Annotated in this window: 31 protein-coding genes and 1 pseudogene; 8 read left to right on the top strand and 24 right to left on the bottom strand. The window is 45.5% G+C overall.

From position 1 onward, the window contains the following. From NYR53_RS04910 to NYR53_RS04885, 6 genes are all read right to left on the bottom strand, one after another. Positions 1–429, bottom strand: a complete 429-nt coding sequence (locus tag NYR53_RS04910) for a hypothetical protein (RefSeq protein WP_261304162.1) — start codon at positions 427–429, stop codon at positions 1–3. A gap of 190 nt (positions 430–619) precedes the next feature. Then, positions 620–919: a hypothetical protein gene (locus NYR53_RS04905; protein WP_261304161.1), complete on the bottom strand. Its 300-nt coding sequence runs from the start codon at positions 917–919 to the stop codon at positions 620–622. 240 nt (positions 920–1159) lie between these two features. Further along, on the bottom strand, positions 1160–1783 hold the full coding sequence (locus NYR53_RS04900) for an MBL fold metallo-hydrolase (protein ID WP_261304160.1): 624 nt from the start codon (positions 1781–1783) through the stop codon (positions 1160–1162). Between the two features lie 11 nt (positions 1784–1794). Continuing rightward, positions 1795–2361, bottom strand: a complete 567-nt coding sequence (locus NYR53_RS04895) for a thioredoxin family protein (protein ID WP_261304159.1) — start codon at positions 2359–2361, stop codon at positions 1795–1797. A gap of 79 nt (positions 2362–2440) precedes the next feature. Continuing rightward, positions 2441–3040 carry an undecaprenyl phosphate transporter UptA gene (uptA, locus tag NYR53_RS04890; protein WP_261304158.1) on the bottom strand — a complete coding sequence of 200 codons (600 nt, stop codon included), beginning with the start codon at positions 3038–3040 and terminating at the stop codon, positions 2441–2443. A gap of 71 nt (positions 3041–3111) precedes the next feature. After that, positions 3112–4023, bottom strand: a complete 912-nt coding sequence (locus NYR53_RS04885) for a LysR family transcriptional regulator (RefSeq protein ID WP_261304157.1) — start codon at positions 4021–4023, stop codon at positions 3112–3114. Between the two features lie 88 nt (positions 4024–4111). On the opposite strand from NYR53_RS04885, the gene NYR53_RS04880 reads away from it, so the two are divergent. The 3 genes from NYR53_RS04880 (at position 4112) to NYR53_RS04870 (ending at position 5637) form a co-directional block, all read left to right on the top strand. Continuing rightward, positions 4112–4618, top strand: coding sequence for an HPP family protein (locus NYR53_RS04880; RefSeq protein ID WP_367618617.1), 507 nt, complete (start codon positions 4112–4114; stop codon positions 4616–4618). Positions 4619–4740: 122 nt separating this feature from the next. Continuing rightward, on the top strand, positions 4741–5187 hold the full coding sequence (locus NYR53_RS04875) for a cupredoxin domain-containing protein (protein WP_261304156.1): 447 nt from the start codon (positions 4741–4743) through the stop codon (positions 5185–5187). Positions 5188–5319: 132 nt separating this feature from the next. Next, positions 5320–5637: a dehydrogenase gene (locus NYR53_RS04870; protein ID WP_261304155.1), complete on the top strand. Its 318-nt coding sequence runs from the start codon at positions 5320–5322 to the stop codon at positions 5635–5637. Between the two features lie 60 nt (positions 5638–5697). Here NYR53_RS04870 and NYR53_RS04865 read toward each other — a convergent pair whose 3' ends face one another. Then, complete coding sequence (locus NYR53_RS04865) at positions 5698–6996, bottom strand: alpha-glucosidase/alpha-galactosidase (protein ID WP_261304154.1); 1299 nt, start codon at positions 6994–6996, stop codon at positions 5698–5700. Positions 6997–7143: 147 nt separating this feature from the next. Here NYR53_RS04865 and NYR53_RS04860 point away from each other — a divergent pair, with 147 nt between their 5' ends. Next, entirely contained in the window at positions 7144–7998 is an 855-nt protein-coding gene (locus tag NYR53_RS04860) for an AraC family transcriptional regulator (protein ID WP_261304153.1), read from the top strand. A 79-nt stretch (positions 7999–8077) separates the two neighbouring features. On the opposite strand, the gene NYR53_RS04855 is transcribed toward NYR53_RS04860, so the two are convergent. The 4 genes from NYR53_RS04855 to NYR53_RS04840 all read right to left on the bottom strand — a co-directional run bounded on the left by NYR53_RS04855 (position 8078) and on the right by NYR53_RS04840 (position 10824). Next, complete coding sequence (locus tag NYR53_RS04855) at positions 8078–8494, bottom strand: exosporium protein C (RefSeq protein WP_261304152.1); 417 nt, start codon at positions 8492–8494, stop codon at positions 8078–8080. A gap of 145 nt (positions 8495–8639) precedes the next feature. Next, complete coding sequence (locus NYR53_RS04850) at positions 8640–8933, bottom strand: Dabb family protein (RefSeq protein ID WP_261304151.1); 294 nt, start codon at positions 8931–8933, stop codon at positions 8640–8642. Positions 8934–9331: 398 nt separating this feature from the next. Continuing rightward, complete coding sequence (locus tag NYR53_RS04845) at positions 9332–10006, bottom strand: NAD(P)H-binding protein (protein WP_261304150.1); 675 nt, start codon at positions 10004–10006, stop codon at positions 9332–9334. A gap of 20 nt (positions 10007–10026) precedes the next feature. Continuing rightward, positions 10027–10824, bottom strand: coding sequence for an RDD family protein (locus NYR53_RS04840; protein WP_261304149.1), 798 nt, complete (start codon positions 10822–10824; stop codon positions 10027–10029). A gap of 135 nt (positions 10825–10959) precedes the next feature. On the opposite strand from NYR53_RS04840, the gene NYR53_RS04835 reads away from it, so the two are divergent. After that, positions 10960–11931 (top strand): stage II sporulation protein M, encoded by a 972-nt coding sequence (locus NYR53_RS04835; protein ID WP_261304148.1) that lies wholly within the window; start codon positions 10960–10962, stop codon positions 11929–11931. Here the strand turns inward: NYR53_RS04835 and NYR53_RS04830 are convergent. The 7 genes and pseudogenes from NYR53_RS04830 to NYR53_RS34600 form a co-directional block, all read right to left on the bottom strand. Next, positions 11926–13299, bottom strand: a complete 1374-nt coding sequence (locus NYR53_RS04830) for a DUF58 domain-containing protein (protein WP_261304147.1) — start codon at positions 13297–13299, stop codon at positions 11926–11928. The genes NYR53_RS04835 and NYR53_RS04830 overlap by 6 nt on opposite strands. Further along, the gene (locus NYR53_RS04825; protein ID WP_261304146.1) at positions 13250–14170 is read right to left on the bottom strand and encodes an AAA family ATPase; all 921 of its coding nucleotides are present in this window, start codon (positions 14168–14170) and stop codon (positions 13250–13252) included. The genes NYR53_RS04830 and NYR53_RS04825 overlap by 50 nt, the downstream gene beginning before the upstream one ends. Positions 14171–14175: 5 nt before the next feature. Continuing rightward, complete coding sequence (locus NYR53_RS04820; RefSeq protein ID WP_261304145.1) at positions 14176–15423, bottom strand: DUF4350 domain-containing protein; 1248 nt, start codon at positions 15421–15423, stop codon at positions 14176–14178. After that, the gene (locus NYR53_RS04815; protein WP_261304144.1) at positions 15407–16060 is read right to left on the bottom strand and encodes a hypothetical protein; all 654 of its coding nucleotides are present in this window, start codon (positions 16058–16060) and stop codon (positions 15407–15409) included. The genes NYR53_RS04820 and NYR53_RS04815 overlap by 17 nt, the downstream gene beginning before the upstream one ends. Beyond that, complete coding sequence (locus tag NYR53_RS04810; RefSeq protein WP_261304143.1) at positions 16053–17108, bottom strand: hypothetical protein; 1056 nt, start codon at positions 17106–17108, stop codon at positions 16053–16055. Before NYR53_RS04810 ends, NYR53_RS04815 begins: the two co-directional genes overlap by 8 nt. Positions 17109–17217: 109 nt before the next feature. Continuing rightward, a complete protein-coding gene (locus tag NYR53_RS04805; protein WP_261304142.1) occupies positions 17218–18783 on the bottom strand; it encodes a sensor domain-containing diguanylate cyclase in 1566 nt (521 codons plus the stop codon). A 177-nt stretch (positions 18784–18960) separates the two neighbouring features. Next, positions 18961–19140, bottom strand: a pseudogene (locus NYR53_RS34600) (transposase); the annotation flags it as partial. 405 nt (positions 19141–19545) lie between these two features. Between NYR53_RS34600 and NYR53_RS04800 the strand changes: the two are divergent. Further along, the gene (locus NYR53_RS04800; protein WP_261304141.1) at positions 19546–21693 is read left to right on the top strand and encodes a DNA topoisomerase III; all 2148 of its coding nucleotides are present in this window, start codon (positions 19546–19548) and stop codon (positions 21691–21693) included. Positions 21694–21805: 112 nt separating this feature from the next. On the opposite strand, the gene NYR53_RS04795 is transcribed toward NYR53_RS04800, so the two are convergent. The 5 genes from NYR53_RS04795 to NYR53_RS04775 form a co-directional block, all read right to left on the bottom strand. Continuing rightward, positions 21806–22282, bottom strand: a complete 477-nt coding sequence (locus NYR53_RS04795) for a ferritin-like domain-containing protein (RefSeq protein ID WP_261304140.1) — start codon at positions 22280–22282, stop codon at positions 21806–21808. A 116-nt stretch (positions 22283–22398) separates the two neighbouring features. Next, complete coding sequence (locus NYR53_RS04790) at positions 22399–22734, bottom strand: hypothetical protein (protein WP_261304139.1); 336 nt, start codon at positions 22732–22734, stop codon at positions 22399–22401. Positions 22735–22837: 103 nt separating this feature from the next. Next, complete coding sequence (gene lspA / locus NYR53_RS04785; RefSeq protein ID WP_261304138.1) at positions 22838–23308, bottom strand: signal peptidase II; 471 nt, start codon at positions 23306–23308, stop codon at positions 22838–22840. A 156-nt stretch (positions 23309–23464) separates the two neighbouring features. Then, positions 23465–24100: an HAD-IA family hydrolase gene (locus tag NYR53_RS04780; RefSeq protein ID WP_261304137.1), complete on the bottom strand. Its 636-nt coding sequence runs from the start codon at positions 24098–24100 to the stop codon at positions 23465–23467. Beyond that, the gene (locus NYR53_RS04775; RefSeq protein ID WP_261304136.1) at positions 24094–24390 is read right to left on the bottom strand and encodes a hypothetical protein; all 297 of its coding nucleotides are present in this window, start codon (positions 24388–24390) and stop codon (positions 24094–24096) included. The genes NYR53_RS04780 and NYR53_RS04775 overlap by 7 nt, the downstream gene beginning before the upstream one ends. A gap of 161 nt (positions 24391–24551) precedes the next feature. Here NYR53_RS04775 and NYR53_RS04770 point away from each other — a divergent pair, with 161 nt between their 5' ends. After that, the gene (locus tag NYR53_RS04770) at positions 24552–25124 is read left to right on the top strand and encodes a CcdC protein domain-containing protein (protein WP_261304135.1); all 573 of its coding nucleotides are present in this window, start codon (positions 24552–24554) and stop codon (positions 25122–25124) included. Between the two features lie 124 nt (positions 25125–25248). Continuing rightward, complete coding sequence (locus tag NYR53_RS04765) at positions 25249–25761, top strand: CBO0543 family protein (protein ID WP_261304134.1); 513 nt, start codon at positions 25249–25251, stop codon at positions 25759–25761. Between the two features lie 29 nt (positions 25762–25790). Here the strand turns inward: NYR53_RS04765 and NYR53_RS04760 are convergent, their stop codons facing one another. Then, positions 25791–26318, bottom strand: a complete 528-nt coding sequence (locus tag NYR53_RS04760; RefSeq protein ID WP_261304133.1) for an AAA family ATPase — start codon at positions 26316–26318, stop codon at positions 25791–25793. Positions 26319–26408: the final 90 nt, after the last annotated feature.

The following is a 26408-nucleotide window of genomic DNA, read 5'->3' as shown; positions in this document are numbered from 1 at the left end:
TTACCTCTCCCGATTCTGATTCAACTTCCTTTTTTGTCTAAAGAAAGATACGATCTTCATAATAATAACTACCAAGGCAACAATGGCAAGCACGTTCACTAATAACCCAAGTATATGACCGAGTGCTCCCATGCCTCCAAATAAGCCTCCGAACAACAGTCCAGCCATTCCCCCAATTAATAGCCCTTTCATTAAACCGCCGCTGAAAAATCCAGACTTTGTTGCTGGTGTTGCAGCACCGGGCGTTTTTGAAGTCGAATTATTAGGCTCGTTTTTAGAAACGTTACTTGAAGGCGCTTTTTGTTGATCAGTCGGTGTGTAGCTTTTGCGCGGCGCTTTATAAGAAGATTTCGCTTCTACCAGCGTTGGCACGGTAAAGGAGAAAACCAACATGCTTACCATAATCAGCATTACTAATTTTTTGAACATTGTGTCATGACCCTCCTGGTGTATAGTTAATATGAAAGTTTTATCACTTTCGTCCCATTCTATACGTATCACCTAAGATTATGTTTCAAAAGTGACACAATCAGGCGTCTGACAATGTTCGAAAAAAAAGTAATCCACGCCGGTCAAAATCCCCGAGGCGGATTACTTTTTTGACGATTAACGAAACGAATTAATATTTACAAATCCCACGTGTAATAATGACAAGCAAAATGAACAGAACGAGAATACTTCCTACTGAGTTATAAGAGCTGACTTTTGCTACAGGGTGGTGAACAACCGGTTTAGGGAAAACATACGATGTTTGTTGGTAGGATGCGTGCAAATGGATGTCATTGTGGACCGGGCTTTGCATAATTGGAGCTTGCTGTACCGGCATTGGGGCTGGCATTGGCATTGGCATTGGAGCTGGCATTGGCGTTGGCATCGGCATTGGGGCCATCGGATACGTTGGAGCTTTTACATATTCCATGAAAGAGCACCTCCTCAAAGTTTTCCTTAAGGAAAACTTTCATCATAAAATTAAATGGTCTTAAACTACTTGTTTTCGTTTAGGTTGGGTGAATAGCTTACAACATCAGTCTATGGGGGAGCACCTACCTTGAACACGGTAAACACCCAGATCCAAATAAAATGGTTAGATGTCATGGGCGAACGAGCATTCATATAAAAAAGGACTGCTCCGTCATCAGTGGGAGCAGTCCTCTCTTACTTACACATATGGATTGTTTTCTCGTTCGAAACCAATAGTTGTTTTGGCGCCATGTCCGGGATACACAACAACGTCATCATCGAGTAGAAACAGCTTATCTTGAATGGAATCCAGCAGCACATTGTTATCCCCACCGAGAAGGTCCGTTCGACCTACTGACAGTTTGAACAAAACATCTCCACTGAACAGGTGCTTCTCGTATAAGAAGCTCACACTGCCAGGTGAATGACCTGGGGTATGGAATACCTTAAGCTTAATGCCAAGAAACTCGAGCGTTTGCCCTTCGTCTAGCGCAAATTCAGCCGGATCCGTTTCAATCGGAGCACCTAAATCAGGCCAGCGTGCTGAGCCGTTTTTCTTCGGATTCGTCAGCCAATCGGCTTCTAGATCGTGAATATACACGGGGCAGCGTTTGAGCTTACGAATCTCATCGACACCACCGATATGGTCAAAATGAGCATGCGTGAGAAGAATCGCTTCAATATCCAAATCGGCAATCTTTTTGATAAGTGATTTAGGATTCATGCCAGGATCTATAATAATGCCTTTTTTCGTTTCTGGATCAGATAACAAGTACGCGTTCGTACTTACCGGACCTAGAACAAATGATTCTATTTTAATCATATGTATTCACCTTAGAACGACTCGATTAATTCACGAAGTTCCTTCACAATAACAGCATGATATCCGTTACCTTCACCATATTGACGGCCCATTTCGGCTCTGGCTACTTGAATTTTTTCGTTATAATCGGCCGCTTCACGATCTGGATTTTCTTTTTTGAATTGATTCATGACAGCTTGCACGTGTTTCGGACGCGGACCCCATTGTCCCAAAACAAAACCGCCTGTATCTGTAAATATAACAATTGGAATAGCACGACCGCCACCCGTCAGGAACTGATCAATGACGTCGTAGTTTTGTTCCATGATAAGTACTTCCGTAGGAATACCGCTGTTCTCCAGCGCTTTAAATACGACAGGTATGTTGCGAACAACGTCGCCGCACCAATCCGCAGCAACGATCAGGCAGCGCAGATCATCCCGGTTGTTAAGAGAATCGAAATACTCCTTATCCTCTTCATTATCCCATTCAAATCCATTGTAATAAGCTAAAAATTGCTCTTGATTTTTCTCCATGCTGTCAATGAACTGTTGTGGCTTTAAGCCAGTGCGCAGCTTGTTTGCAAGATTCTTACTCATTGGTATTCCTCCTAATATAGGTATTTCCACATTTCTTTCATTGTAGCAAATGCGAGCGAAAGCTCCAAATCTATAAGGCCTAAATCTTTGCTTTTCTTTTCAAATATAATTGATAACCCACATACAAAAGAGTTAAGATAACGGCCGCGATAATTAATGGCTTAATATAAGGTCCTGCGATTTGGTCAATCGTTTCCCAGTTATCTTTGAGCTTCATGCCCAAGTAGACATAGAGAATGGAATATGGAATTAAGGCTAAACCTGTGTAGAGTGTGAACTTACCTAATGGCATTTTAGCCATACCACCGGGAAGCGATATCGCATGACGAACAATGGGGATGAATCTGGCTGTGAAGATCATACCTGTCCCATAGCGGTTAAACCAAGACTCTGCAACATCAATATGATGCTTGCTGATAAGCAAATATTTACCGTACTTCTCAAGGAAGGGTCTGCCGCCATAGCGACCAATCCAATAAAGCACCACTTGAGCTAAGGTACCGCCGATGACAGCGCAAATAATAGCGCCAACAAAATTAATTTCACCTTTAGACACCAGATAGCCTGCGTAAGCCAAAAGCAGTTCGTTAGGAATAACTTCCAGCATTAATCCGAGGAAAATCCCCCAATACCCAAGCCCTTCCAAATAAAGCAATACATTGTGAATCAACTCACTCATCCATGAAACCTCTCTCCACTTAGAATATCCGTTTCTAGTCTATAAAACATTCTATCACAGACGGGCTCTAATCAACCAGTTTCACGCTCTTTTTGCGCTAAAAAGTAGGATATAATGTGCTCCTTACAAGCTTGTACGGGTGCACTTAAATCTTTGCCTGAGCGATGAATGAGCCCATGCTCTAGCAGAATTATTTTCTCCTGCTGCAGTCTCATCAGTTTGCCCGATTGAAGCTCTTCCTGGACGGATGTTAATGGCATTAAGGACAGACCCATTCCAAACCTCATGGTCTGTTTAATCATTTCCGTGCTGTCAAACTCCATTGCTGTAAAAGTGGATAACCCTTTGTCTGCTAAGACCTGAGAGGCCATCGCTTGGTAAATGCAGCGGCTTCCAAAACCGATTACTTTGGTATCCGCTATCGCTTCCCAACCATCGTTCTCCATACGACTTACCAATGCAGGAGCCCCTACCCAAATCAATTCATCTTGGATAAGAGGTATAAAAGTAAGATTGTTAACCTTCGGGTCGCGAGGAACAATACCAAGGTCAACGCGGTACGCAGACACCTCTTGGATAATATCACGTTGAAAACCGGTTTCCAGCTGTAATTGAATCTGAGGATATTGTTCAAATATAGTTGGCAGCAGCTGTGGGAGATGCGGTACGCAGAATGATTCAAGTGCTCGGAGCCGCACCACACCTTTGGGTTCATGCAGGCCGGTTAATTTATCTTGAAGGGATTCGCCAAGCTGCAGGTATCTATACGCATAGGGGGCAACTTCTCTCCCCGCGTCAGTTAATTCTACACCTCGGGGCAAACGCTTAAACAGAGCTTGACCCAAGGTTTGCTCAAGCTGATGAATATGCATCGTAACCGTAGATTGTACGTATCCGAGCTTGAGGGCTGCCTTGCTGAAGCTTTTCTCCTCCATCACCGTGATGAAGGTTTTCATGCTGCGCCCGTCCATATGTTCAAGCATTGTAAGCCACCCCTACCCATCGAATTATCAAATATCTAATATCATAATCATTCGTTATTCAAATGATTCATCTCATGATACCATGTGAATGAATCAAGGAAAAGAGGTGTACACAGCAATGAATAGCCCTGCATCATTCCCAAAAGCATTCGCTCTGCTCATCCCCGGAATCGGCGGGTTTCTCGCCATTCTGGTTTGCAGCTTACTCGGCGATTTCACCCGAGTAGCGCTGATTATGGCACCCTTCGGCGCTTCCTGCGTCATCGCCTTCGCGCTCCCGCAGAGCCCGCTCGCGCAGCCCCGCAGCCTCGTCGGCGGCCACATGCTGAGCACGCTCGTCGGGCTCTGCACGCTCTCCGCCTTCGGCGTCCACGCGTGGAGCCTCGCCCTTGGCGTTGGCGCCGCGATCACGCTCATGCAGCTGACGCGCACGCTGCATCCGCCGGCCGGCGCCGACCCGCTGCTCGTGATGCTCACGGGCGCGGGCTGGGGCTTCCTGCTCACGCCCGTGCTGCTCGGCGCCGCAGTGCTCGTGCTGGTTGCCCTCGTGTATCACCGGGCAACTCGAACCCATTACCCCACAGCCTGGTGGTAACGGGAACCGTAATTAGAGCCCTCACTTGAACAGCGGCTTAAACTGTTCACCAGATCATTATCATGCGCTGACAAGCCTCCGCATAAGATGTACAAGTACCTTGTACAGGAGGCGGACCAACCATGTCCCGAGTATGGATTGTTAAACGTAAGCATTTCTATCTAGCAGCCGCTGCTCTGCTGCTGCTCCTCTCCAGCTTGCTGTATGTGAACCGTGGAAGCATCGTGCCAACGGCAGCCGAGCCGACTGCGGAAAGAACGATTCACATGGTTACTGGAGAGTTCAAATCAACCACGGCAGACGGTAAAACAATCGAAGCCTATCGATGGGACCCGGGCACCGTCGTTGTCCAAAAAGGCGAGAGAATCAAGCTTAGCATCTATGGCGTGAACGGTCAGAGCCACCCTTTTCTCATCGAAGGGCTAAATATTAGCGGTGAGGTCAAGAAAGGGAAAGAAACCGTTGTCCATTTTACAGCCAATCAGGAAGGGACTTACCGCATCATTTGCCTGACGCACACAGATATTGCCCATAGCGGTCCGATGATCGGCTATATCGTTGTCGATTAGCCCCGTTTCTGGCGAAAACCTTATCAGCTCTCTGGTCTCTTAACTCCAATTGGGCGGCTTAGGTTCCTGTCCCTAGTGGCTCTGCATCCTCTCCATGCATACAAATAGCATAGAGGGAGTGTGGATACAATCATGATCAATAATAAGCCGAGTGAAAAACATAAGCAGCAGTTCCCCAGTGCGCGCGGGATTCGGAGAGCTTGCAGCAAGGAGTTATACCGAACAGTTAAGCGCTTGAAATTATGGATTTCCCCAGAGCAGATTAGGACTGCGGAGGAGATCTATGTGAAAAAGGTGATGTTGAATCTTCCATTCATCATGGAGAACGGCAGCAACCGCAAAGCGCTTTCTGACTGGTTTGACGAAAATGTAGGGCCAGAAATTGCCCCGCTTTGGAATGTGGAGCTTGAAGTACTCAACCATGCGTTTCGTGACGCATTCGGTGGTTAAAGCAAAGAAGGCCATGGGTATGTTAGACATACGCCACGACCTTCTTTTTCTTACGAACACTTAGTGATATTCAGGCAGCCATTTACCGTGCGCTTCAATTAACTCATCACACATCGCAACGATATCGTCCATCGACAGCTCTGCTGATGTATGTGGATCCAGCATAGCGGCGTGATAAATATGCTCGCGCTTACGTGTGATTGCAGCTTCAATCGTCAGCAGCTGCGTATTGATATTCGTGCGGTTAAGAGCCGCTAACTGTGGAGGCAGATCGCCTACGTAAGTAGGCGTAACACCGTTGCGGTCCACTAAACAAGGAACTTCAACGCATGCTTCACGCGGCAAGTTCGTAATTAAACCGGTATTCATCACGTTACCGCCGATTTTGAACGGAATATCGGTCTCGATCGCTTCGAAAATGTACGAAGCATACTCGTGTGAACGCACATGCGTCAAATTCGTATCATTCACCAGATCCTCGCGCATTTGTTTCCATCTGCTAATTTGCTCGATACAGCGACGTGGATACTCGTCGAGCGGAATATTAAAGCGGTCAACCAGCTCTGGATAATTGCGTTTGATGAAATACGGATGGTACTCCGCATTATGCTCGGAAGACTCGGTAATATAATGACCGAATTTCAGCATCATTTCATAACGAACCATGTCCCAATGCTTCTCTTTTTGCTTTTCCGCAGCCCGCTTCTTAATCTCTGGATAAAGGTCAACGCCATCCTTGGTTACTTCGAGCAGCCACGCCATATGGTTGATACCGGCGATTTTGGCCTTAACGCCTTCCTTTTCCAAGCCTAGACTTTTGAAAAGCTCCGGGATACACGCTTGTACGCTGTGACATAAGCCAACTGTACGAACACCGCCATACGTGTTCATGACATTCGTTAATACGGCCATCGGATTCGTGTAGTTGAGGAACAGGGCATCAGGACATACCTCGCGAATATCCGCTGCGAAATCCAGCATCACAGGAATCGTGCGCAGATTTCGGAAAATACCGCCGATACCGACCGTGTCGGCAATCGTTTGGCGCAAACCGTACTTTTTGGGGATTTCAAAATCGGTTATTGTACATGGATCATAGCCACCTACTTGGATAGCGTTCACCACATATTTAGCTCCGCTGAGAGCTTCCTTACGGTCCGTATACGCTTTAATAACTGACGTACTACCGCTAGTTTTTTTGATGTTATTCAGCATGTTGGCTGAGTCCTGCAGACGTTCGTGATCAATATCAAAGAGAGCGATTTCAAAGCCTTGCAGCGCGGGTGTGTGCAAACAATCACCAAGTACATTTTTGGCAAAAACCGTACTTCCAGCACCTAGAAAAGTAATCTTGGACATGTGTGAATCTCCTCCATAGTGAGTTCTTTTTTCTTAGTTTCACTATAGCTCAGGACGACTCCCAAAGACATGGATTGAATGAACTCCTATATGGACATTTGTAGTTTATTTATGTACCCTAGAAACAAAAACTAAAAAGAGGCTTCTATGAATCAGGACCATTCCTATTTCACCCTAAGTATCAATCCGCTCCATAGTACCCATGAATTATCCGTACTTTTCAGTGGTGAAGGCAAGCCTATTCCTCTGCATAAAATGGGACCTGCCGTGCATGATTATTACCTTATCCATACCGTGCATGCGGGAGAAGGCACTTTCGAGATGCATAACCGAACTTACCGATGCTCAGCCGGAGACACCTTCGTTATTTATCCCGGAGAGTTGTTCAGCTATATCGCAGATAGAGATCATCCCTGGCACTATACATGGGTTGCCTTTTCAGGCCGTGCTGCAGGAACCTTGCTTTCGCAAATTGGTGTTTCCCCCCATCAGGCCGTCATTTCGGGGAGCAACCCTCGCTCTATACGTCATTATTACCGACGCATTCGCTCCAGTTTCCAGCATACTGATACTCCTGTGCTTGAGGATATGGAATCCGCTGCTTGGCTTCGCCTCTTAATCCGAGAACTCGGGCGCATGAACAGCCACCAGATTGCCGTTACACCAACGACCGAAACCGATATCGAGCGTCAAGTCGGACAAGCTATCCGATATTTAGAACTGCAATACACCCAACCGGTATCTATCGAGGAACTCGCACACACACTAGGCTATCACCGTACGTATTTATGTAAAATGTTCAAACAATCTACCGGCTTAGCCCCTATGCAGTATCTGTTAAAAGTTCGCATGGAACGAGCCCAACAGCTGTTGGAGACATCCATGACGATAGACCAAGTAGCGTCATCTGTCGGATTTAACGATGCCCTCTATTTCTCCAAACAATTTCGCAAATGGAGTGGTGCAGCACCTTCGGTTTATCGTAAAGAACAGAAAGCCTAATAGGTGTTCTCTATGCATTTGTATCTATTGGAAAAGCCTCCAACCCCACACTTTCTTATGGGGCCGGAGGCTTCTTTTATTAGAGTGCGTTAATAACTAAAGCACTCAATGTGATAGGTCCAATAACAGTAGCTGTTAAACCTGCTGACAAAGACTCAACAGATAAAGTATAGCCGTGAGATCCTGCTGGTGGGTTAACATCAATTGCTTGAATTGTTGGAACATAGTATTTCTCGAAGCCAGATTCAACCCCAAGTCTTGCATAGTAAATGACTTGACCATCGCGGAAAATACGGAACAATACACTTCCTGTACCTACATCTCCTCTTACTCCAATTGTTGCTTTCAATTCTACAACTTGAGGATATGTGGCTGGAACATCCACTCTGACTTCCGCAAGTCCTACTCCTGCCGGAGTTAACGGGACAGGAATTTGAACACCGTCAGTAACGGGCGTAACTGTAAGACCGAAGTAACTTTCTACTTGATTTGCCATGCTTCTTTCATCTCCTTTTCTTTTAAGATACTGTATTGTATGAAGTTGATAGATTAATAGATTGGACAAAATAATCATTTAATGAAAATATCCGCATAAAAAAACTGCTGAAAGGACGGATCCTTATCAGCAGTTTTTTCGTATATTAAATTTCAATATCAACAATTAAACTATCTTCTCTGCCTACTTCTCTAATATATGCAGCAACCGCTTGGTGCTCCGGATTTGGACCATAAGCTTCAAGAGCTGCTCTATCCTCAAAACGTACAGATAAGACAACTTGATAGCCTTTGTTTTTCTCTGAAAAGTTAATGCCCGCTTGAATATCTACGATGCCTGTTAGATGTTCTTTTAAAGCTTTAAATCTATCAACGACTTCTTGGAGCTGCTCCTGCGTCGTTGTTTCACTGAATTTTACAAGTACAATATGATCGATCATGATATAAAACCTACTTTCCCTAATATGTTTTAGCACGTTTATGATTAACGTCTTTAATCATATCAGGAAGGCGAGCCAACGTCGATGACGAGTCCTAAAAGTATCTTTTCGGTTCCAACAAGTCAAATAAATAAATAAACTTCACTGTCTGCCGACCAGCCCGCCAACCCGACCAACCTCGACCTGCAAAAAGTACATCTTATTTTAAAGGATTTGCCGTTTTCAAGGTACTTACCTGCAAAACCTGCATCTCATTTGCTCGAAAAGCGCCAACATCGAATAAAGTGTTCAATTTAGATGTATCATTTGCAGGTCATCCCTAATAATTCTACTTTTTGTATGTTTTATCATGTATAAAATGCAGGTTATCAGCAATACAAACCATTCCAACTGTCCTTTTACTTCGAAGCAAGCTCAGCAATCTGAGCTGACTGCAGCACATGTGTGCCAATCTGGCCAGACTTTGCTGATTTAATTAATCCCGAGGCTATCGTTTTTGCATGGATCGGTCGATACGTACGGAGTCCACCGATCATCATCGGGGAAATGGCTCGCGACACCACGCTTCCCAATTTCTCACCCCATCGAAACTCATCTCGATCACCTAGAATAAGTGATGGACGAAGCATGTAAAGCGCACGGAGCTTAAGCTCCTTTAGGCCTTCCTCCACCTCTCCCTTAACCTGATTGTAGAAAATCGAAGATTTTTGATTTGCTCCCATCGCCGTTACGATGGCAAATACATCTGCCTTACCTGAACTAGCCATCTGACCCAATTTCATAGGGTACGCCAAGTCTACTTTTCGAAACTGCTCTTGAGATCCTGCCTTCTTAATCGTCGTACCTAACGTGCAAAATACATGAGCATGTTCGAAGATCGACGGTTCAAAAAGGGCATCTAGATTGCTAAAATCGGTTACGATTTGAACCAATTTCTCATTTCCGCGGAGATGACTAATTTGCATATTTGTACGAACCAGCGCAATCACTTTCGTGTATGCCTGATCTTCTAGAAGCAGCTTAATCAGCTCACGACCAACTAATCCGGAACCGCCTGCTACAATGGCCGTCATTCCCATAGGAACCCTCCTAATTAAACTTCCCAATCGTTTCTCAGCTTCTCATAAAGATGAACTAAGTATGCGGCAGGATCCAGTGTAAATCCAAGATCATGTTCTAACTTCTTAGCAAAATGTTGAGCAATTGGGATGGCTAACTCTTGCAGTCTTACATGATGCATTGTAGGTATTCGCTCGACCCAGGCTAGTAAAAGCTGCCAGTCTGCCGCAGTGATCTCTTGTCTTTTGGCTTCCTCTATCTCCAAGGTAAGGACGGGGTAATTCTTTTTGGAGATTGCCTTGTCGATATGTTTGCGACGTTTCATTCGCTCAAAACGGGCTTCAATCACAACAATCGTTCCTGCTACCATATCACCGATGCGCTTATCTTTTGAACTAAAGATGATACTGACTGCACCAATGAAGTAGAAAGTTGGCATCATATCCAGCAAACGAAATAAGTTACGAATCAAAATCGATAATAAGGTTGCAGACTGTCCGTTATTTTGGAGCACGCGAAGTCCTAGCATTCTTTTCCCGGGCGTTTGCCCGCCCATGAAAGCTTCTGTACAAACGAAGTAGCCTATGTTCACTATAACCCAAAGTATGATGGCAATCGCGATCAAATAATCAGCAAGAGCAGGCAGCCAATCACCCGAATATAACCTGCTTATCAAAATAGCAAATAGGAATAAAAGCCCATTCATCACAAGCAAAATCAAACCATCAAGTAAATGCGCTAACGCCCTGCTGCCAATGCCTGCGGTTTGAAATTGCAATTGCACCTGCTCAGGTGTAACGATGGTTAGTTCTTTATCCAGAGACTCGTTCATAGCATCTCCTTACGATTTCAAAATTATGGTAACGAATGTCACTGATATGCTAAACTGAACAAGCAAAATGATATGATAATGCTTACGATGCAAGTTTTCTACAAAAACTCTAGGTTAATGCTTAGGAGGTCCCCCATGAATATCTCGCGCTTTATTCGAGAACATAAATCGCAATGGACAGAGCTTGAGCAGCTGCTGATTCAGCTTAATAAGCGAAAGAGCAGGTTGCAGGCCAGCCATGTGAATCGATTCACTGAACTTTACAAAGTCGCATCCGCGCATCTTGCTACCTTACAAACTCACATGCCTGCGGATGAAACAACCCTATATTTGAATCATCTCGTATCCCAAGCCCATAATGCGATGTATAAAGAAAATAACAAAAGCAGTAAGCAAATGAAGGAGTTTTTCCTTCACTACTTTCCATCGCTAATTCACGTGAGAAGTATTTTTGTGGGCTTTGCCCTGTTCTTGTTTTTGCTTGGCGGGCTGCTGGGCTTCTTGTCCGTATGGAACGATCCGTTAAATCTATCCGTGATCATGCCTGGGGCTATGGCCGACAGTATCGACCCTTCCAAAACTGCCGCTCCACGCGGGGACCTGCACTCCCCACTCGTATCCACTGCCATCATGACGAATAACATACGTGTCGCCGTTCTCGCTTTCATAAGCGGTGTAACGCTAGGGATCGGGACTATCTATTTAATGATAAACAACGGACTTATTGTAGGAGCTTTAGCTGCCGTTTTCATGCAATCTGGCAAAAGCTATGTATTCTGGGCCTACATATTGCCGCATGGCATTATTGAACTAACCGCTATTTTCATCGCTGGCGGCGCCGGTTTGTATATGGGATATCGGTTCTTCGTTCCTGGACCCTATCCGCGTAAGCTGCGCTTTCTGGAGTCGGCAAAGGAATCCGCCCAGCTCCTGATCGGCACCATTCCTTTATTCATCATTGCAGGCATTATTGAAGGTTACATTACGCCTTCCACGATGTCGCTTGAAGTCAAATATCTCATAGCCGGAGTGACTTTATTGTTACTCGGACTTTATTACGGATATGGCACTAGCAAACGATTTAAACAAAAACAATTAACACTATAAACGATCTCGCGATTTCAAATCCAAATACGCATTAACAGCGCTAAGCGTTAGTTGGTCGGCAGGGACATCCATCACCGGAATACCTCGGCCGGCCATTTTAGTTACATACGCATAACGGTCTGTTGTAAATTGGTGGGCAATACTTTGCCGATAAGCTTGGCTGCTATCCTCAGCGCGAATACGCACCCATTGATGAAGAAGCGGATCCTGCAAGGACAAGAGCAGCACATGGTGACTTCTGCGCAATCGCTGCACATAAGGCAGCAGCTCTTGATCATACAGATAACTTTCCATATCGGAAAATAGCACGACAAGCGAGCGTTTTTTTAGAAAACGCAGCACATGAGAGAAGGCAATTTGTGTGTTCGACTCCACGAAATCCGTCCGCAGATCATAAACGGCCCTCGTTAACTCTTGAAGATGCGAAAGCCCTTTCCCAGCTGGCACGTACACTTTCACTTGGCTTGCGTAAGCAATTAACGCTACTTGATCCCCTTGTTTAAGAGCTACAGCAGCAAGTGTTAAGGCAGCTTCCAGCGTCCGATCAAGCTTCACTTGTCCCTCAAGTTCGATCGCCATTTGCCGACCACAGTCCAGCACCAGGGTCACAATCTTTCCTTTTTCCGGCTGAAAAAGATTCGTCATCAGCTTCGTCGTGCGAGCTGATGCTTTCCAATTGATATGCCTAATATCGTCGCCTTGCACATAATCACGGATATAATGAAACTCCGAACCGCTACGCTGCTTTTTGAATAGTCGTTGGCCTTCTAAAATTAATGCGTCCTGTACTGAGCCTAGTACACCTCGTACCTGCGATAAATCAGGATAGATATCAATCTTATCTACTTGTTTCAATCGTACTTGCTTCTTCCAAAGCCCCATGCCCCCGAAGTAGCGCAAGTATACGTATTCGAAGACATATTCCCCTCTTTCAAGAGCCATCGTTGTATAAAAGAAAGAGGCCGACGTTCCTCGGAACGCACCGCTCATATGGTTACGAACCATACGGAATGTTTGGGGCAAGTGGTCCATTAATTCAACGTGAACAGACGACTGTTCTTCGTATTCGAGCTCAAGACTCACCTCAAAGCTGCTTCTAACATCCATCTGATCCGGAAGTTTGCGCCGAATTCCCCAACTGCTGCGTTTAGGAAGCAGCAGCAGATCGACACTAGTTAACACGCAGAGCAGCGCATTCCAGCTCCAGAATACAGGTAACGCGGCATCAAAAATAGAGGCTATTAACGTGACTACAGCACCTACGAATACGAGTACAATGAATCGGTTCGTTGGCAGGATAAAGTCCTGAAGCAGGATTTTATCGAGGAACCGGAATAGAGCCGAGCGTCTCTTGGATGATGTGGTCACTTGTTCCGCCCTCCAATTCCGCTTGCGGTGTTAACAGCAGTCTGTGCCGCAGCGCAGGTCGAGCTACAAGCTTGATATCGTCAGGCGTCACATACGTTCGTCCATCCAGTAAGGCCCAAGCTTTACTAGCCATCAGCACGGCGATTCCCGCACGAGGACTGGCTCCCAGCTGTACTCGTTTTGACTCGCGAGTTTTGCGAATAATGGTAGCAATATAGGTGAATAAGGATTCCTCCACAACCACATCGGATAGCCTGCGCTGAAGCTCCGTGATGCGTTCCGGGGTTAATAAGGCTGCGAGTGACTCCTCTTGATGCTGTCCGAATGGAACGTGGCTGCGTAGAATTTCTACTTCAGCTTCTTCGCCAGGATAGTCAAGTACCAGCTTAAACAAGAAGCGATCGAGCTGCGCTTCCGGAAGCGGATACGTCCCCTCGTACTCGACCGGATTTTGAGTGGCCACAACAAAAAAAGGATTAGGCAGCTTGTACGTATTCCCCTGAATCGTTACCTGCCGCTCTTCCATCGCTTCAAGCAGTGCCGCTTGTGTCTTCGGTCCGGAACGGTTAATTTCATCAGCCAATAAAACATTCGTGAAAATAGGACCTTGAATCGTCGTGAAAGAATGATCCTGCATATGATAAATGACACTGCCCGTAATATCACCGGGCATCAGGTCTGGCGTAAATTGAATACGGCGGTAGTCGCCGCCCGATAAATCCGCAAGGGTGCGTGCCATCTTGGTCTTTCCTAGACCCGGCACACCTTCCAGCAGTACATGACCGCCAGCCAATAGGGCGGTGACGAGCAGCCTTATGTTCAGCTTTTGGCCGAACAAGCGCTGCTCCATCGATTGGATTAACTCATTCATTGCGCTCACTCCTTCTCCAAGTAGGCGATCATTTCGCCCATCTCCCGCGTTCGCTGCACGAACGCCTGGGTGCTCACGCCCCGCTGCTTCGCAGCGCGGGGCCCAGCTAAGCCGCCGCTAGCAGGCGGCTCCTCAAGAAGGCGCGCGAGCTGCGCCGCCTGCGCCTCAGACATGCGGCCCGCAGCAGCTTCCGCGGCCTGCAAAGCACTTGCGCTGGGGCTGAGCCCCCAGCGCTGATGCAGCAGCTGCCGCAGGAACAGCTGCTGGTGCGCAAGCGCCTCGTGCTGGTAGCCGAGGCGCTCGTACCAAGCGGCGACGGCGTGCACGCCTTCGTCGCCGCGGCGGACCGTCCACGCCCGCGGCGTGTAGACAGGGCCAAAGCGTTTGCCGCGCAGCCAGAGCCACAGCAGCAGCGCGAGACCAAGCTGCACGCTCGCGAGCACGAGCCACGCGGGATAGACGGCGAGCAGTCCGGGCTTCGTCCCTAAGCCGTGATGGGTCTCATCAACCCACACGGCATCCCAAGGCTTCGCGAACAGCGGCCAGATCAATTCAAAATGGGACTCCTGATCAATCGTCCCATTCTGCATCCAGTTCGGGGTCAGCACCACGGTGATGCTGCCCGAACCTTCTTCTATACGGCTGGCGAGCACGCCGTATTCATCTTCAAACAGCACTCGCCCATTTCCACCTGGCTTAATCCGGTACGGTGTATCCACCCGCCCCGTCAGCAAGCCACCGGCTGACGAATAATCCGGCGAGACCCTAATCGTCGAGACAGATGCACTTTCTTTCGTACTTTCTTTCGTACTTTCTTTCGTACTTTCTTTCGTACTTTCTTTCGCACTGTCCTTCGTACTCTTCGCCATACTTCCCGTCCCACTATCCCCCAAAACAGTCCCCCAAGGCTCCCACCCTTCGGGATTGCGATCAAACAGAACAACATCATTCCCCTTCAGAACCCAAGCGAGCAGCTGCTCGCGATCGGCCTTGGTCACACCAGACGGCTGTACGGCAACCAACAGCATCGCTTTACCTTTAGGAAGGTTTTTCCAACTCAAACGCCATTCCTTTACAGCTTTTTGCTTCGTACTCAGCAGCTCTTTCCACGCTTTCGTGCCGTCGATATCCGCCGAGAAGGACAGATAAGGAGGTTGGTCTGGGAGCTTCGGCTTCACGAGCCAGTAACCTAATACGAGAAATATCAGGATGCTGAGTGCTAGTCCCACATGAAGCTTATTCAGCCCTCTCATGTGCAGCTCCCTCCTCCCTGCCGATAACACGGGCAACCTGTTCATACATGAAAGTGAATTGCTCCTCTGTTACAACTTCCTTGCCATACCAAATACGTTCAAACAGAACCGAACTATCATGGAACAAAGGGACTAAGGAAGAAGCTGAACCTCTCAGCTCCTCCACATACTCCCAATTCGTCTTCCATTTCTCCACACGGATCATTCGTTTAGCTTCCATAAAGAACAAAAGCGACAGAAAGACCGATCGCACGCCCTCTCGGAAGTCACCAGTTCCCCTTAGTTCAGCTGCTTGCTGCCAATAGAAGCGATAAGAACGACTTATTTCTCCTACAGGCAAGTAAGCTTCAGAGCGGATGCGCTTTTGCCAAACGATTTGCTTCACGAACCAATAAATTGCGAATGCAGCAATACCAAGAAGTGTAACGACAACCCCAACTGTCAGCCAGTCCGTGAGCGAATCAGAAACCTGAAAATCTGGCAGCAAGCTCCGTATTTTACGAAAAAGCGGCCTCACCCATTCCCAGAATGAGCTGTCCTCTTTGACTTCATAAACCGTGTATTCGCCTTGATTCAAGATTTGTTTTAATTGTTCTTTATCTTCTTGCAAAGAAGTAGCTAAACTTGCATTAATCATTCTTTTTATCCAAGTCTATCGGACGAAGATCTTCAAAAATATCAAACGGCTCCAGATCTTCCGCTGGTTCCGTTGGAGAAGTTTGTATGGTATTTTCAATCAACGATTCAAGTCCCAGCCCCTCATTGCGAACCTTGAGATCGAAAAAGCTTACCGCATAGGGCAAAAACCATAGGGACATAACCAAGATTGAAATTAAACTTTGTAATAACTGAGCTCCTAGTCCTAAACCAAAGACTGCAGCAATAATCAATTGAATTACGAATAGGAAAAGATACAAAATGAGCGAAAGTACCAAGTACATCAAAAATAGACGCCAGAAGCTTTTGCGGGTCAATTTCCAACTGCGGCCTAATCCAACAGATTCCTCACCTAACGCTACAAAAGGCAAATAATAGCACCAGCGAATCAAAAAATACGTAAAAGTGAAAAGTACTCCTAGACCAAGGATGCTGAAGAATAGGATGGTTAAAGCTACCGCGCCTCCACTAATTCCTCCTACTGCACTTGAGAAACTTCCTCCTATCGCAAAGACAATAGCAAAAATAACAATAATAATTGCAAGACCTATGTAAATTCCGCACATAATGAGGACATCCAAGAACGTGCTGCCTGCTAGCGGCCAAAAACGACGGAACGATTTTCGCAGTAACTGTCCAACTCCAGGTAGCTCCTCGCCAAAGAGGCTTGCTCTAACTAGATGTACGACAGAAGCCGTCGAGACTGGCAAAATACCAAAAAACAGGACAGGCAGTAGAACCAATACTAAGACAAGTGTTTTCCATGTGTCCTGCGGATTCGGTTTATTTTGCAGGAAAGTCCCGTTTCCAAACATTTCCTTGATGGAAGCTCCGCTGCGAATCTGATCAAGAATGGATGAAGACGTACTTGCCGTATCCTGAAACGAAAGCCAATCCATTAGTATATAAATTGGACCGAATAAGATTAGCATGATGATTGTTAATGTTATAAAATGCTTACGGTACAACTGGAAACTGCGATCTAAAATTCTACCAATTCCCATTGGACTTAATGATGCGTTTTGCATGGAGGACCCCCTAAATGTTGGTAATTCGAATACTCTTTGACTATTATACACTAAACCCTCAAATTTCTGACCATCCATTTTCACACATAAAAAACTAGATCAATAGCTGTCATCGATCTAGTTCTACTCTGTTTCGTCCACCGGATTTCGCGCGATAGAGGGCATGATCTGCTCTGGAAACCATATCTTCAAGCACCATCGTACCGAACACCAGCCTAGGAGAATATTCAGCCACACCTATGCTCGCAGTTAGTTGTACAGTAACCCGCTCGTCCGAGTACGGTTCTTCCAAGATATGCCGTCTCAGATCCTCTGCCAAGCTAACACTTTCTTGAGCATTTTTACGCATAGCAAGAAGGATAAACTCTTCGCCTCCATATCGTGCAACAATCGTGTCTGTTCCCGAATGCCGCTGTAGTATAGAAGCAACGTGATGAAGAACGCGATCACCCACCAAGTGCCCATAGGTATCATTGATTTTCTTAAAATGGTCAATATCGAACATCATGACTGTGCACATTTGCCCAGCAGCAATACAAGCTTGAAGCTGTTTATTTCCTTCTTGCATCATATAACGGCGATTAGGAATCTCTGTCAATTGATCCACCAGTGCGGAATGCTCCAGTAGGGAAATATTCGCCTTGAGCTTGCCAGACATCAGGTTGAATGTATTGACCAACTGCCGTAATTCAATCGGAGCCATTCGAATTTTATCCGCATCAATCTGGTAGTCATAGTTCCCATTCTGAATAATTTTGGTTCCGCGAAGCAAGTATCGAATCGGCCTCTCAATTTTAGAGGCAATTGTAACGGCTGCACCGATACTGAGAATCAGTGCAATAAGCGAAATGATAATAATCGCAAGGCTTAATTGATTTAGTTTCTGAAACACTTCTCTCTGCGTGATCTCACCTACGACAACCCAGCTTTTTTCCGCAGACCATTTATACTGACCATATACCCTCTCACCGCGAAATCCGATGTAGGAATCATTCGAAGTACTTCCTGTCTTGGCTCTTTGCATGATTTCAGTTTTCATCAGGACATTGACGAATTCATCGCTTTTGCTTGTATCATTTGAGGCTGTGACAACATTCCCTTCCGAATCCAACACATAGACTTCCCCAGTTTCACCAAAACTTAGCTGCTTCATTAAACTATTCAGCATTTCCAGGGTTACAATTCCTAGCACAGCACCTTTGAAATCATTATGGTCGCCAAGCACGGGGGCAGAGAAGGTTATGACGGGTTTTCCTGAATCTTTGGATATGATAACGCCGGAGATAAAGCTTTTCTTCTCAAGCGCTTGTTTAAAATATTGCCTATCTCCAACATAATACGAAATAGCAGGATCTGCATCCGAACGAATAAATCCGTCTTTTTCCACGTAAGCAATCGACAAGAATTCAGAATTCACGCGTGAATAATCTTGAAATTCTCTTTTCAACTCGCCTATTTCATGAAATTTTGCATGGTCAGATAGGGCGAAGCGATTAATTGTATCCAGTTTTTCCTTATTCCATCTTTCGATATACAGACTTTGCAAGGTAATGACTTGCTTTAACTGATTCTCAGCTTCATCTAAGCGATCTTTCTTCTCTATAAAATAAAAAGGGACAATTATTGAGAGGGTTAGTGTCACAATGACAACTACGATCCATAATTGAAACCTCATTTTTATTGTTTGATTAGTAAAATAAGAAAACATGGGTCTCATTCAGATTTTTGCTCCTCTTCATCCCTTATTTCATCATTATACCCTTATATTGGGACAAGAACAGACAATTTTCTCCTTTTTTTGTAAAATAAAAAGGGGCTGTCTCAAAAGTAGTCTACTTGAGGACAGCCCTCTTTTCTTTAAACAAGACTTATTCCCAAGGAAAAGCCACCCAACCTCAAGGCTAATTTTAACAAGCCTCAAAGCAGGAATAGTCGAAATCCTCGGTAGCTTTTCAAATCGACCAAACAAACTCTCGGGCTCTATCATACGACTTACGGATAGTTCATAGCCTTCTTCGCTCCGCAGCTTCTGTCCCAAAAATGATAAATACATTTAGAGGGGGAACGTAGTGACGCTATTTACGCGAATATGCGCTAATTCAAGCAAACGCGGAACGTAGCGATGCTATTTCGTTGTTTTTAGCTTCGGATAGCTCAAATTTCATCAAATAAGGCCGTCTCGTTCCGCTCATTCAATTTTCAGCTTATTTTAACCAATTTAGCGCCTCGTCGTTCCGTTAAGATCAACTCTGCCCCTAAAGGACCTCCTTGTTATTGGCGGAAGTCCTCATGGATACGTATAACCGATTAAGGTGATGCCCCTCTAGTTTTATATAACCCTCTTGGGACAGCTCTTTCGTTTCGAACTGCAGCGCATTGAAAAGCGTGCTTTTATCGCTTATGCTAATTTGTAAGCAGAAATGAGGTCATTTTTCCTATGAAAATTCTTGTACTCACCGAAAAACCAAGCGTCGCCAAAGAAATTGCCCGTGTCCTTGGATGCAACCAAAAGCAAAAACACCATTATGAAGGTGCCAAATATGTCGTCACTTGGGCACTGGGCCATCTCGTTACCCTTGCCGAGCCCGATGATTACGATCCCAAGTACAAAACTTGGAACCTGGAAGATCTCCCCATCATCCCTGAGCGCATGAAGCTCAAGGTGATGAAGGAAACGTCGCAGCAGTACCGTGCGATCGAACAGCTCAGCCGCCGGGGTGACCTTGCAGAGCTGGTCATTGCGACGGATGCGGGGCGCGAAGGCGAGCTCGTCGCGCGCTGGATTATGGAGCTGATCCGCTGGAAGAAGCCGTTCAAACGGCTTTGGATCTCGTCGCAGACGGATCAGGCGATTCGCGAAGGCTTCGCGCAGCTAAAGCCTGGAACGGACTACAACCGGCTGTATCAAGCAGCCGTCTGTCGATCCGAGGCCGATTGGCTGATCGGCCTGAATGTCACCCGCGCGCTGACCAGCAAGTTCGGCGCGTCCTTATCTGCTGGGCGTGTGCAGACGCCTACGCTGGCAATGATGACGGGCCGCGAGGCGGAAATCCGGGATTTCCGGTCCGTCGACTATTGGTTGATCGAAGCCGATCTGGGCTCTTTCCGCGCGGTGTGGCGAGACCCCAAAACAGGCGATACGCGCATTTTTGACCGCGAGCGCGCAGATGCCTTAAAAGCAAAGCTGCAGGGCCAGAGCGGCAGAATCCTGCACGTGCAGAAAACCGAGAAGCAGATTCCGCATCCGCTTGCTTATGACCTAACCGAATTGCAGCGCGATGCCAACCGCAAGTTTGGGTTCTCAGCCAAGCAGACTTCAAATGTGCTGCAAAGATTGTATGAGCAATACAAGTTGGTCACCTATCCGCGTACCGATTCGCGCTATTTGACCTCGGACATGGTACCGACTTTGCTTGGCAGGCTTAAGGGCGCAGCTATTGGCCCCTATGCAGCGCTAGCCGCTCCTTTTATACGCAAACCGTTAAACATTACGAAACGCATTGTCGACGATACCAAGGTCAGCGACCACCATGCGATTATTCCTACTGGAGAAGCCATTTCACTCTCTACCTTAAGCGCTGACGAACGCCGTCTCTATGATCTCATCTTGCGGAGATTCCTAGCCTTGTTCTCTGGTCCCTGCCGCTATGATGAAACCAAGTTGACTGTGGAGATTGCTGGAGAAAAGCTCTATGCATCAGGTAAAGTGGTGAAAGAAGCCGGTTGGAAAGACGTGTATGGAACCACTGATTTCATCGATCCAGATCGGGAAGAAACCGAGTCTGATGACGACTCTGCTCAGCTGCTGCCCCAAGCTGCCGAAAAAGACGCCGTAACTGTCCGAAACGCCCGTCAATTAAGCCGCCAGACGAAACCGCCTGCCAGGTACAACGAAGCTTCCTTGCTTTCCCAAATGGAAAAATGGGGCCTCGGCACGCCTGCTACTCGCGCTGATATTATCGAGAAGCTGGTATCTTCCGACACCATTGAACGTCAAGGCTCCTTACTCGTTCCGACTGGCAAGGGCACTCAGCTCATAGAGCTTGCTTCGGAGGAACTGCGTTCTCCAGAGCTTACAGCCCGTTGGGAGCTGGAGCTAGAACGCATTTCCAAAGGCAAAGGAAGCATGGAGCAATTCCTAAGCGGCATTCGCAAAAAAGCAGCCGAGCTGGTCGATGAGGTCAAGAAAAGTTCTGCGGCCTATAAGCCGCATAATTTAACGGGCAGCAAATGTCCGGATTGCGGGGAGTTTCTTCAAGAGGTCAAGGGGAAACGAGGCCGTTATCTCGTTTGTTCCAGCCGCGAATGTTCCTATAAGCGCGAAGCGGACGGACAATTGACCAACCACCGTTGCCCGCAGTGTCACAAAAAAATGGAGATCCACACCGGCAAATCCGGCAAGTATTTTCAATGCCGTCCATGCAACGTCGTGGAGAAAATAGACAACGAATCCACCGGCGGCGGCCGTCGCGCCTCTGCCAAAGCCAACCGTCAGCTGATCGAGAAGTTCTCCGATCAAGCTCAGCTGGGCAGCTCGCTCGCTGACAAATTGATGGCTGCGCTGCAGCAGAAGAAAGACGAATAGCATGCGTGCAACCAATGGTTTTCTACCTTGACACATCAAATACCCCAGTGCGCCATTAATAAAGCTCCTGGGGTATTTATATTGCTATGAGAGGCATCGAAGGCCATATCTTTTATCTATTGTTTCTCGCGTATAGCCAGTTATAGTAACTAGCGTGCTTAATCTCATCGGTCATGATTTCAAATAACATATCGCGGTATACTGGTCGAATGTTCAAATATAGGGTGCGATACTTTTCAAACGCCTTTAATTCACCGAATAATGCACTTTCAATACGGCTTAAGTAATCACTAACATGTTCAATCGGCTCCGTCGCTTCTATTTCGGTAGGTGCTGTACCCGTAAGTTGTGTATAAATATTTCGAAACATTTGATTATGTTTTCTCTCGTCATCTCTAATGCCTATGATAACTTCCTTTTCTTTCTCCGTAGGGGCAAGCCTTATCAACTCTTGATAGAAGAGCTCATCATTTCTTTCTCCAGCAATGGATTGAAGAATTATTTTCAGCACCATATCTTCACTACGTGCGAAATGCCCCAGGTAACCTTGATACGGGACGTAAGTGGGCGCTTGTAAGGTGTAATACATGTTTTAACACTTCTCCTTGATTGATACATACGCAATGAAACCAGAATTCGGTATCACTCCCAAGGCAGACCAAACAAAAAAACCAAGCGAGACTAGCGTCATCGCTTGGTTTAACTCTATTTACTACTCACAGCTACTGTTCCTTTTATCGCTAGTTGAAGCTGCTCCAAACTCGTAATACCCAAACTAATGAGCGCTTCTCCCGCTTCCATGTGGACATTGGCTAACATATGCATACTCGTATTTGGTACAAGTGATTTTCGGAATTCATGAAACAAGACTGCGTTATACGTTTTAAGAACCGTCATGAATTCTACCGTTGGAGGGATAAATGAACGGATTTCGGAAGCTTTCCAGAAAAAATCCCTCACTAACATAATATCAGCACCCGTACGCGTCAATTTTCGAATCATTGCAAAAAATTCATCGATTAATATCTGTTTATCCGGCATATTACCATCCTCCAGTTTAACGTATTCTCGAACAAAAACCGTCTACTTGAAGGATATCACAAATGGTACTTTTGATCTACCTATATAGTTTAATATACCTACTTTATTGAAAATTTTTCTCTTTTGGTAGCAGCTTATGCCTATAATAGAGAAACATATCCACTACAAAAAACACCACACCCAAATTAATCGCTAAATCAGCCAAATTCATCACACCATGGCCAGAACGAAACACGATGAAGTCGGTCACCTTGCCAAATAATAAGCGTTCAATGCCATTACCAATCGCCCCGCCCACGAAAAAAGCAGCACCACACTCTTTGAAAAATCCTTGAAAGCTTCCTTTGTTCCGGTAATACAAAATAACAGCAATAATCACAACGGCTAGAATTCCTAAATAACGGGCTGAGCCCTGAAGCGAACTGCCCGCTGCTCCACTATTTTGATAATGCGTAAATGAAATCAAGTCTTTATAAAACGGCATAGATTCGCCTACTTTTAGGATAGACCGAATCCACACCTTCGTAATTTGATCCACAGCAGTCACTACGAATATGATGAGATAAAATAACATTAGACGCCTCCTCCCGCAAATATCGCTTCCTAGATCTATTTTACATGATGACACCACTCGACTGCGAATGTTGAGGATAACACATACAAAAACAAACACAAATAACTACCTCAGACTGTGTCTGTGATAGCTATTTGCTCCTCTTTTACCATCCTATTAGGTTAAGGACAGAAGTGTTTTTAGCAGTTCTCCGGGAGAGTTTACTAAGTAATCGGGCTTTCCGCTGAGCAATAAATGCTGAGAATCATAGCCCCATGTCACGGCAACTATGGGAACGCCTAATTTCCTGCAAGCCTCGATATCCCTTAATTCATCTCCAACATAGATCATCCGCGAGGGGGAAGTTCCCCATTGTTTCATCACTTTGCGAATGGAATGATGCTTGCCAAAAATATGCTTAGCCGAAATGATTTCCTTGAACGCGCCATCCAGCTTGTTATTTTTAAGAATCTGACGAATATTTGCCTCGGAATTGGAAGAGAGTATGGAGCTTTTCATCCCTTGTGAGGACACTCTGGCAATAACTTCTTTCATCCCAGGCACAATGTGAAGTGTCCGAATATTTTCTTGATAGAGCTGTCTTCCGGCCGTTACTAGCTTTGGAATTTGGAGTACCGGAACTCCTAAGCGATCCACCCGCTCAGAGATCGAAAGTGATCTCAGAAGCGCAAGGTCTTGATCTCGAATCCTGCGAAATTGATACTGCACGGCCATTTCATTATAAAGCTTAACAAGCAATGCTCTAGAATCGACCAGTGTCCCATCAAAATCAAAGAGGATGTGTTTTACCATTCTGTCGTATATAGAAATGAAGCCGGACCCTCGGGCGGCACTTGGCGAATTTGATTTTGAATAAACTCCTCCAGCGGATCCACAGCGATATGCGGATTGCTAACGACGCGTACATCTTCCCATACACAGGATACACCAATTCCATGTTCATCGGCATCACCGGCAAACATTTTACATCCACTGCAAAATTGCTCCTTCTGTTGGGCGTCAAGCTTCACAATTTTATTTCGAAGACAGCAGTAAATTTCATTCTCTGTATTACATACATTAACATGGGTGATTAGAGCCATTGACTGTCAACTCCTTGCGTTGCTTTTGTGTGTAATAGTAAGTTTATCGCGCTACTATTAAGTGTATGACAGTTTTTTGTAAACGGAATAATTTTTTTCTCTGACAAACTGCCTAAATTTGCTACAATAAGAAAAACTACGATTCTCTTGGAGGAACTCTCATGCAAAACTGGTTGCACTATGCCATTCCTTTCCTACTCATTGGCTTTTTTATTTATCGAAGAGCGAAGCGAACCATTGGTTTTCAAAAGTTATCCCGGGGCAGACTTAAATTCCGTCTCACACTCTTTAGTATCCTCGGAGCCGTCATCTTCCTGCTAGGCTTCGTTCACCCCATCCATTTCATTGGTTATATTATCGGCCTAGCGGCAGGTATCGCACTCGGGCTTATCGCGATTCGCCACACCCTTTTCGAACATCGCACAGACGGATGGTATTATCGCACTCACTTATGGGTTGAAATTACGGTTCTGGTGCTATTTCTTGGCCGGATCGTCTATCGCTTGGCCTTTATCAATCTTTCAACCAACTCAGCAAACATGAATCCGGTAGATCCCACTCAATTTACCAAAGACCCGCTGACCGCAGGTGTCTTCTTCATCATCGTGTCATACTACATCTTATTTTTTGGCTATCTACTTCGCGAAGAGGCGAAATTGGTTTCAGCTCCTTTGGTCTCAGATGATTCAAGTGATCTTGCGGGTCCACAAACAAACGTTAATGTGATTAAGTAATAACTTCAAAGGAAAACAAAGAGCAGTCCAAAACTAGAAAATCTAGTTTTAGACTGCTTTTGTATGATCGCTGGGAAAGTTGGAATAATAAGGACTCAACATAAATAAAGGAGTTCGAGATCCCTTGGTTGCGATTTTATACTCGGTTTTATGGTTACTAGCAGCTCTTCGGTTTGCGGATCGAAATTGGGCGCAGTACTATCCAACACTCCTCTTTGCCGCGTTATGCAATGGTCTCTATGAGTTGATCTGTTATCAATATCAACTTTGGCAAATGGAGCCGAATGGTCTTCCCATTGCTATGATTCCAATCCTACTGCTTATTCTGATAGGCATGCCTATATCGACTTGGGTATACCTATCGAACTACCCGCGAAATCACAAGCTTCTTTCCCAGGCTTATTACATCATCTTTTTCACTGGTATTTTTGTTTTGCTTGAATTTGTATCTGTGAAGTTGGGATCAATCACGTATCACAACGGATGGAACCTGCTTTGGTCATCGTTGTTCGATATGATCATGTTTATCATGCTGCGTGTTCATTATCGCAAACCGTTATTCGGCTTGCTGATGTCGGTACCCTATACCGGATTATTGATGATTATTTTCCATGTAGGTTTTGATAAAATGAAATGAACCTCAGTTTTAGAAGTATTTTTCCGAGTCTATCCATTCAATCTGAATTGTTTATTGTTCATAATTTCTTCTATGACCTGTTCCAAATCTTCTGCGCTTTTTTTACTTGTATCGAGCAAATGCTTTGAGTCTAACCCTGAATTTTTGAACTCATTAATTAGTATCAAGCATCGTTCTCCCATTTGATGTTCTTTCATTCTTAATTGGTCTCTTTTTAAGAGCGTTTCTATATCTGTCCACAAAACCACATAGACAACATGAACTTTAAATTCCTCTAACTTATCTTTTAACCAATGGGCTTCTTCAGGAAAAGTAACATAATCGATAACAACATCAACTTCATTGGTAATGAAATTTTTAGTAAGACTCAAGATATTAGTCCAAATGAGAGATAACTCTACTTTGCTTTCCCATGGCTTCTCACGACCATTAACATGCATATGGCTTATATCATCACCTGAAATATAGGCACTGTTTTTTAAGGAATTTACCAATGTCCTTGAAGTCGTTGATTTTCCAACTCCCGCTGGTCCCGATAAAACATAAACGGTTGGCATGCATGATCCCCCATCTCTTACCTTACTTCATCTGATAATAATTTTACCACGCATTCTGCCCATCACTTCGGAAAGTTTCTGTAGTATTAA

This window comes from Paenibacillus andongensis (assembly GCF_025369935.1).
GTDB lineage: Bacteria > Bacillota > Bacilli > Paenibacillales > NBRC-103111 > Paenibacillus_E > Paenibacillus_E andongensis.
This window is presented reverse-complemented; position numbering and strand designations above follow the sequence as displayed.

Bases quoted from the DNA above. Each gene is read 5' to 3' on its own strand.
- NYR53_RS04800 (WP_261304141.1), top strand. From the start codon at position 19,546: ATGAAAATTCTTGTACTCACCGAAAAACCAAGCGTCGCCAAAGAAATT.
- NYR53_RS04810 (WP_261304143.1), bottom strand. From the start codon at position 17,108: ATGCAAAACGCATCATTAAGTCCAATGGGAATTGGTAGAATTTTAGAT.
- NYR53_RS04780 (WP_261304137.1), bottom strand. From the start codon at position 24,100: ATGGTAAAACACATCCTCTTTGATTTTGATGGGACACTGGTCGATTCT.
- NYR53_RS04860 (WP_261304153.1), top strand. From the start codon at position 7,144: ATGAATCAGGACCATTCCTATTTCACCCTAAGTATCAATCCGCTCCAT.
- NYR53_RS04795 (WP_261304140.1), bottom strand. From the start codon at position 22,282: ATGTATTACACCTTACAAGCGCCCACTTACGTCCCGTATCAAGGTTAC.
- NYR53_RS04825 (WP_261304146.1), bottom strand. From the start codon at position 14,170: ATGAATGAGTTAATCCAATCGATGGAGCAGCGCTTGTTCGGCCAAAAG.
- NYR53_RS04895 (WP_261304159.1), bottom strand. From the start codon at position 2,361: ATGAGTAAGAATCTTGCAAACAAGCTGCGCACTGGCTTAAAGCCACAA.
- uptA (WP_261304158.1), bottom strand. From the start codon at position 3,040: ATGAGTGAGTTGATTCACAATGTATTGCTTTATTTGGAAGGGCTTGGG.
- NYR53_RS04910 (WP_261304162.1), bottom strand. From the start codon at position 429: ATGTTCAAAAAATTAGTAATGCTGATTATGGTAAGCATGTTGGTTTTC.
- NYR53_RS04770 (WP_261304135.1), top strand. From the start codon at position 24,552: ATGCAAAACTGGTTGCACTATGCCATTCCTTTCCTACTCATTGGCTTT.
- lspA (WP_261304138.1), bottom strand. From the start codon at position 23,308: ATGTTATTTTATCTCATCATATTCGTAGTGACTGCTGTGGATCAAATT.
- NYR53_RS04775 (WP_261304136.1), bottom strand. From the start codon at position 24,390: ATGGCTCTAATCACCCATGTTAATGTATGTAATACAGAGAATGAAATT.
- NYR53_RS04875 (WP_261304156.1), top strand. From the start codon at position 4,741: ATGTCCCGAGTATGGATTGTTAAACGTAAGCATTTCTATCTAGCAGCC.
- NYR53_RS04900 (WP_261304160.1), bottom strand. From the start codon at position 1,783: ATGATTAAAATAGAATCATTTGTTCTAGGTCCGGTAAGTACGAACGCG.
- NYR53_RS04885 (WP_261304157.1), bottom strand. From the start codon at position 4,023: ATGCTTGAACATATGGACGGGCGCAGCATGAAAACCTTCATCACGGTG.
- NYR53_RS04865 (WP_261304154.1), bottom strand. From the start codon at position 6,996: ATGTCCAAGATTACTTTTCTAGGTGCTGGAAGTACGGTTTTTGCCAAA.
- NYR53_RS04760 (WP_261304133.1), bottom strand. From the start codon at position 26,318: ATGCCAACCGTTTATGTTTTATCGGGACCAGCGGGAGTTGGAAAATCA.
- NYR53_RS04815 (WP_261304144.1), bottom strand. From the start codon at position 16,060: ATGATTAATGCAAGTTTAGCTACTTCTTTGCAAGAAGATAAAGAACAA.
- NYR53_RS04790 (WP_261304139.1), bottom strand. From the start codon at position 22,734: ATGCCGGATAAACAGATATTAATCGATGAATTTTTTGCAATGATTCGA.
- NYR53_RS04870 (WP_261304155.1), top strand. From the start codon at position 5,320: ATGATCAATAATAAGCCGAGTGAAAAACATAAGCAGCAGTTCCCCAGT.
- NYR53_RS04850 (WP_261304151.1), bottom strand. From the start codon at position 8,933: ATGATCGATCATATTGTACTTGTAAAATTCAGTGAAACAACGACGCAG.
- NYR53_RS04820 (WP_261304145.1), bottom strand. From the start codon at position 15,423: ATGAGAGGGCTGAATAAGCTTCATGTGGGACTAGCACTCAGCATCCTG.
- NYR53_RS04805 (WP_261304142.1), bottom strand. From the start codon at position 18,783: ATGAGGTTTCAATTATGGATCGTAGTTGTCATTGTGACACTAACCCTC.
- NYR53_RS04845 (WP_261304150.1), bottom strand. From the start codon at position 10,006: ATGACGGCCATTGTAGCAGGCGGTTCCGGATTAGTTGGTCGTGAGCTG.
- NYR53_RS04880 (WP_367618617.1), top strand. From the start codon at position 4,112: ATGAATCAAGGAAAAGAGGTGTACACAGCAATGAATAGCCCTGCATCA.
- NYR53_RS04855 (WP_261304152.1), bottom strand. From the start codon at position 8,494: ATGGCAAATCAAGTAGAAAGTTACTTCGGTCTTACAGTTACGCCCGTT.
- NYR53_RS04840 (WP_261304149.1), bottom strand. From the start codon at position 10,824: ATGAACGAGTCTCTGGATAAAGAACTAACCATCGTTACACCTGAGCAG.
- NYR53_RS04905 (WP_261304161.1), bottom strand. From the start codon at position 919: ATGGAATATGTAAAAGCTCCAACGTATCCGATGGCCCCAATGCCGATG.
- NYR53_RS04835 (WP_261304148.1), top strand. From the start codon at position 10,960: ATGAATATCTCGCGCTTTATTCGAGAACATAAATCGCAATGGACAGAG.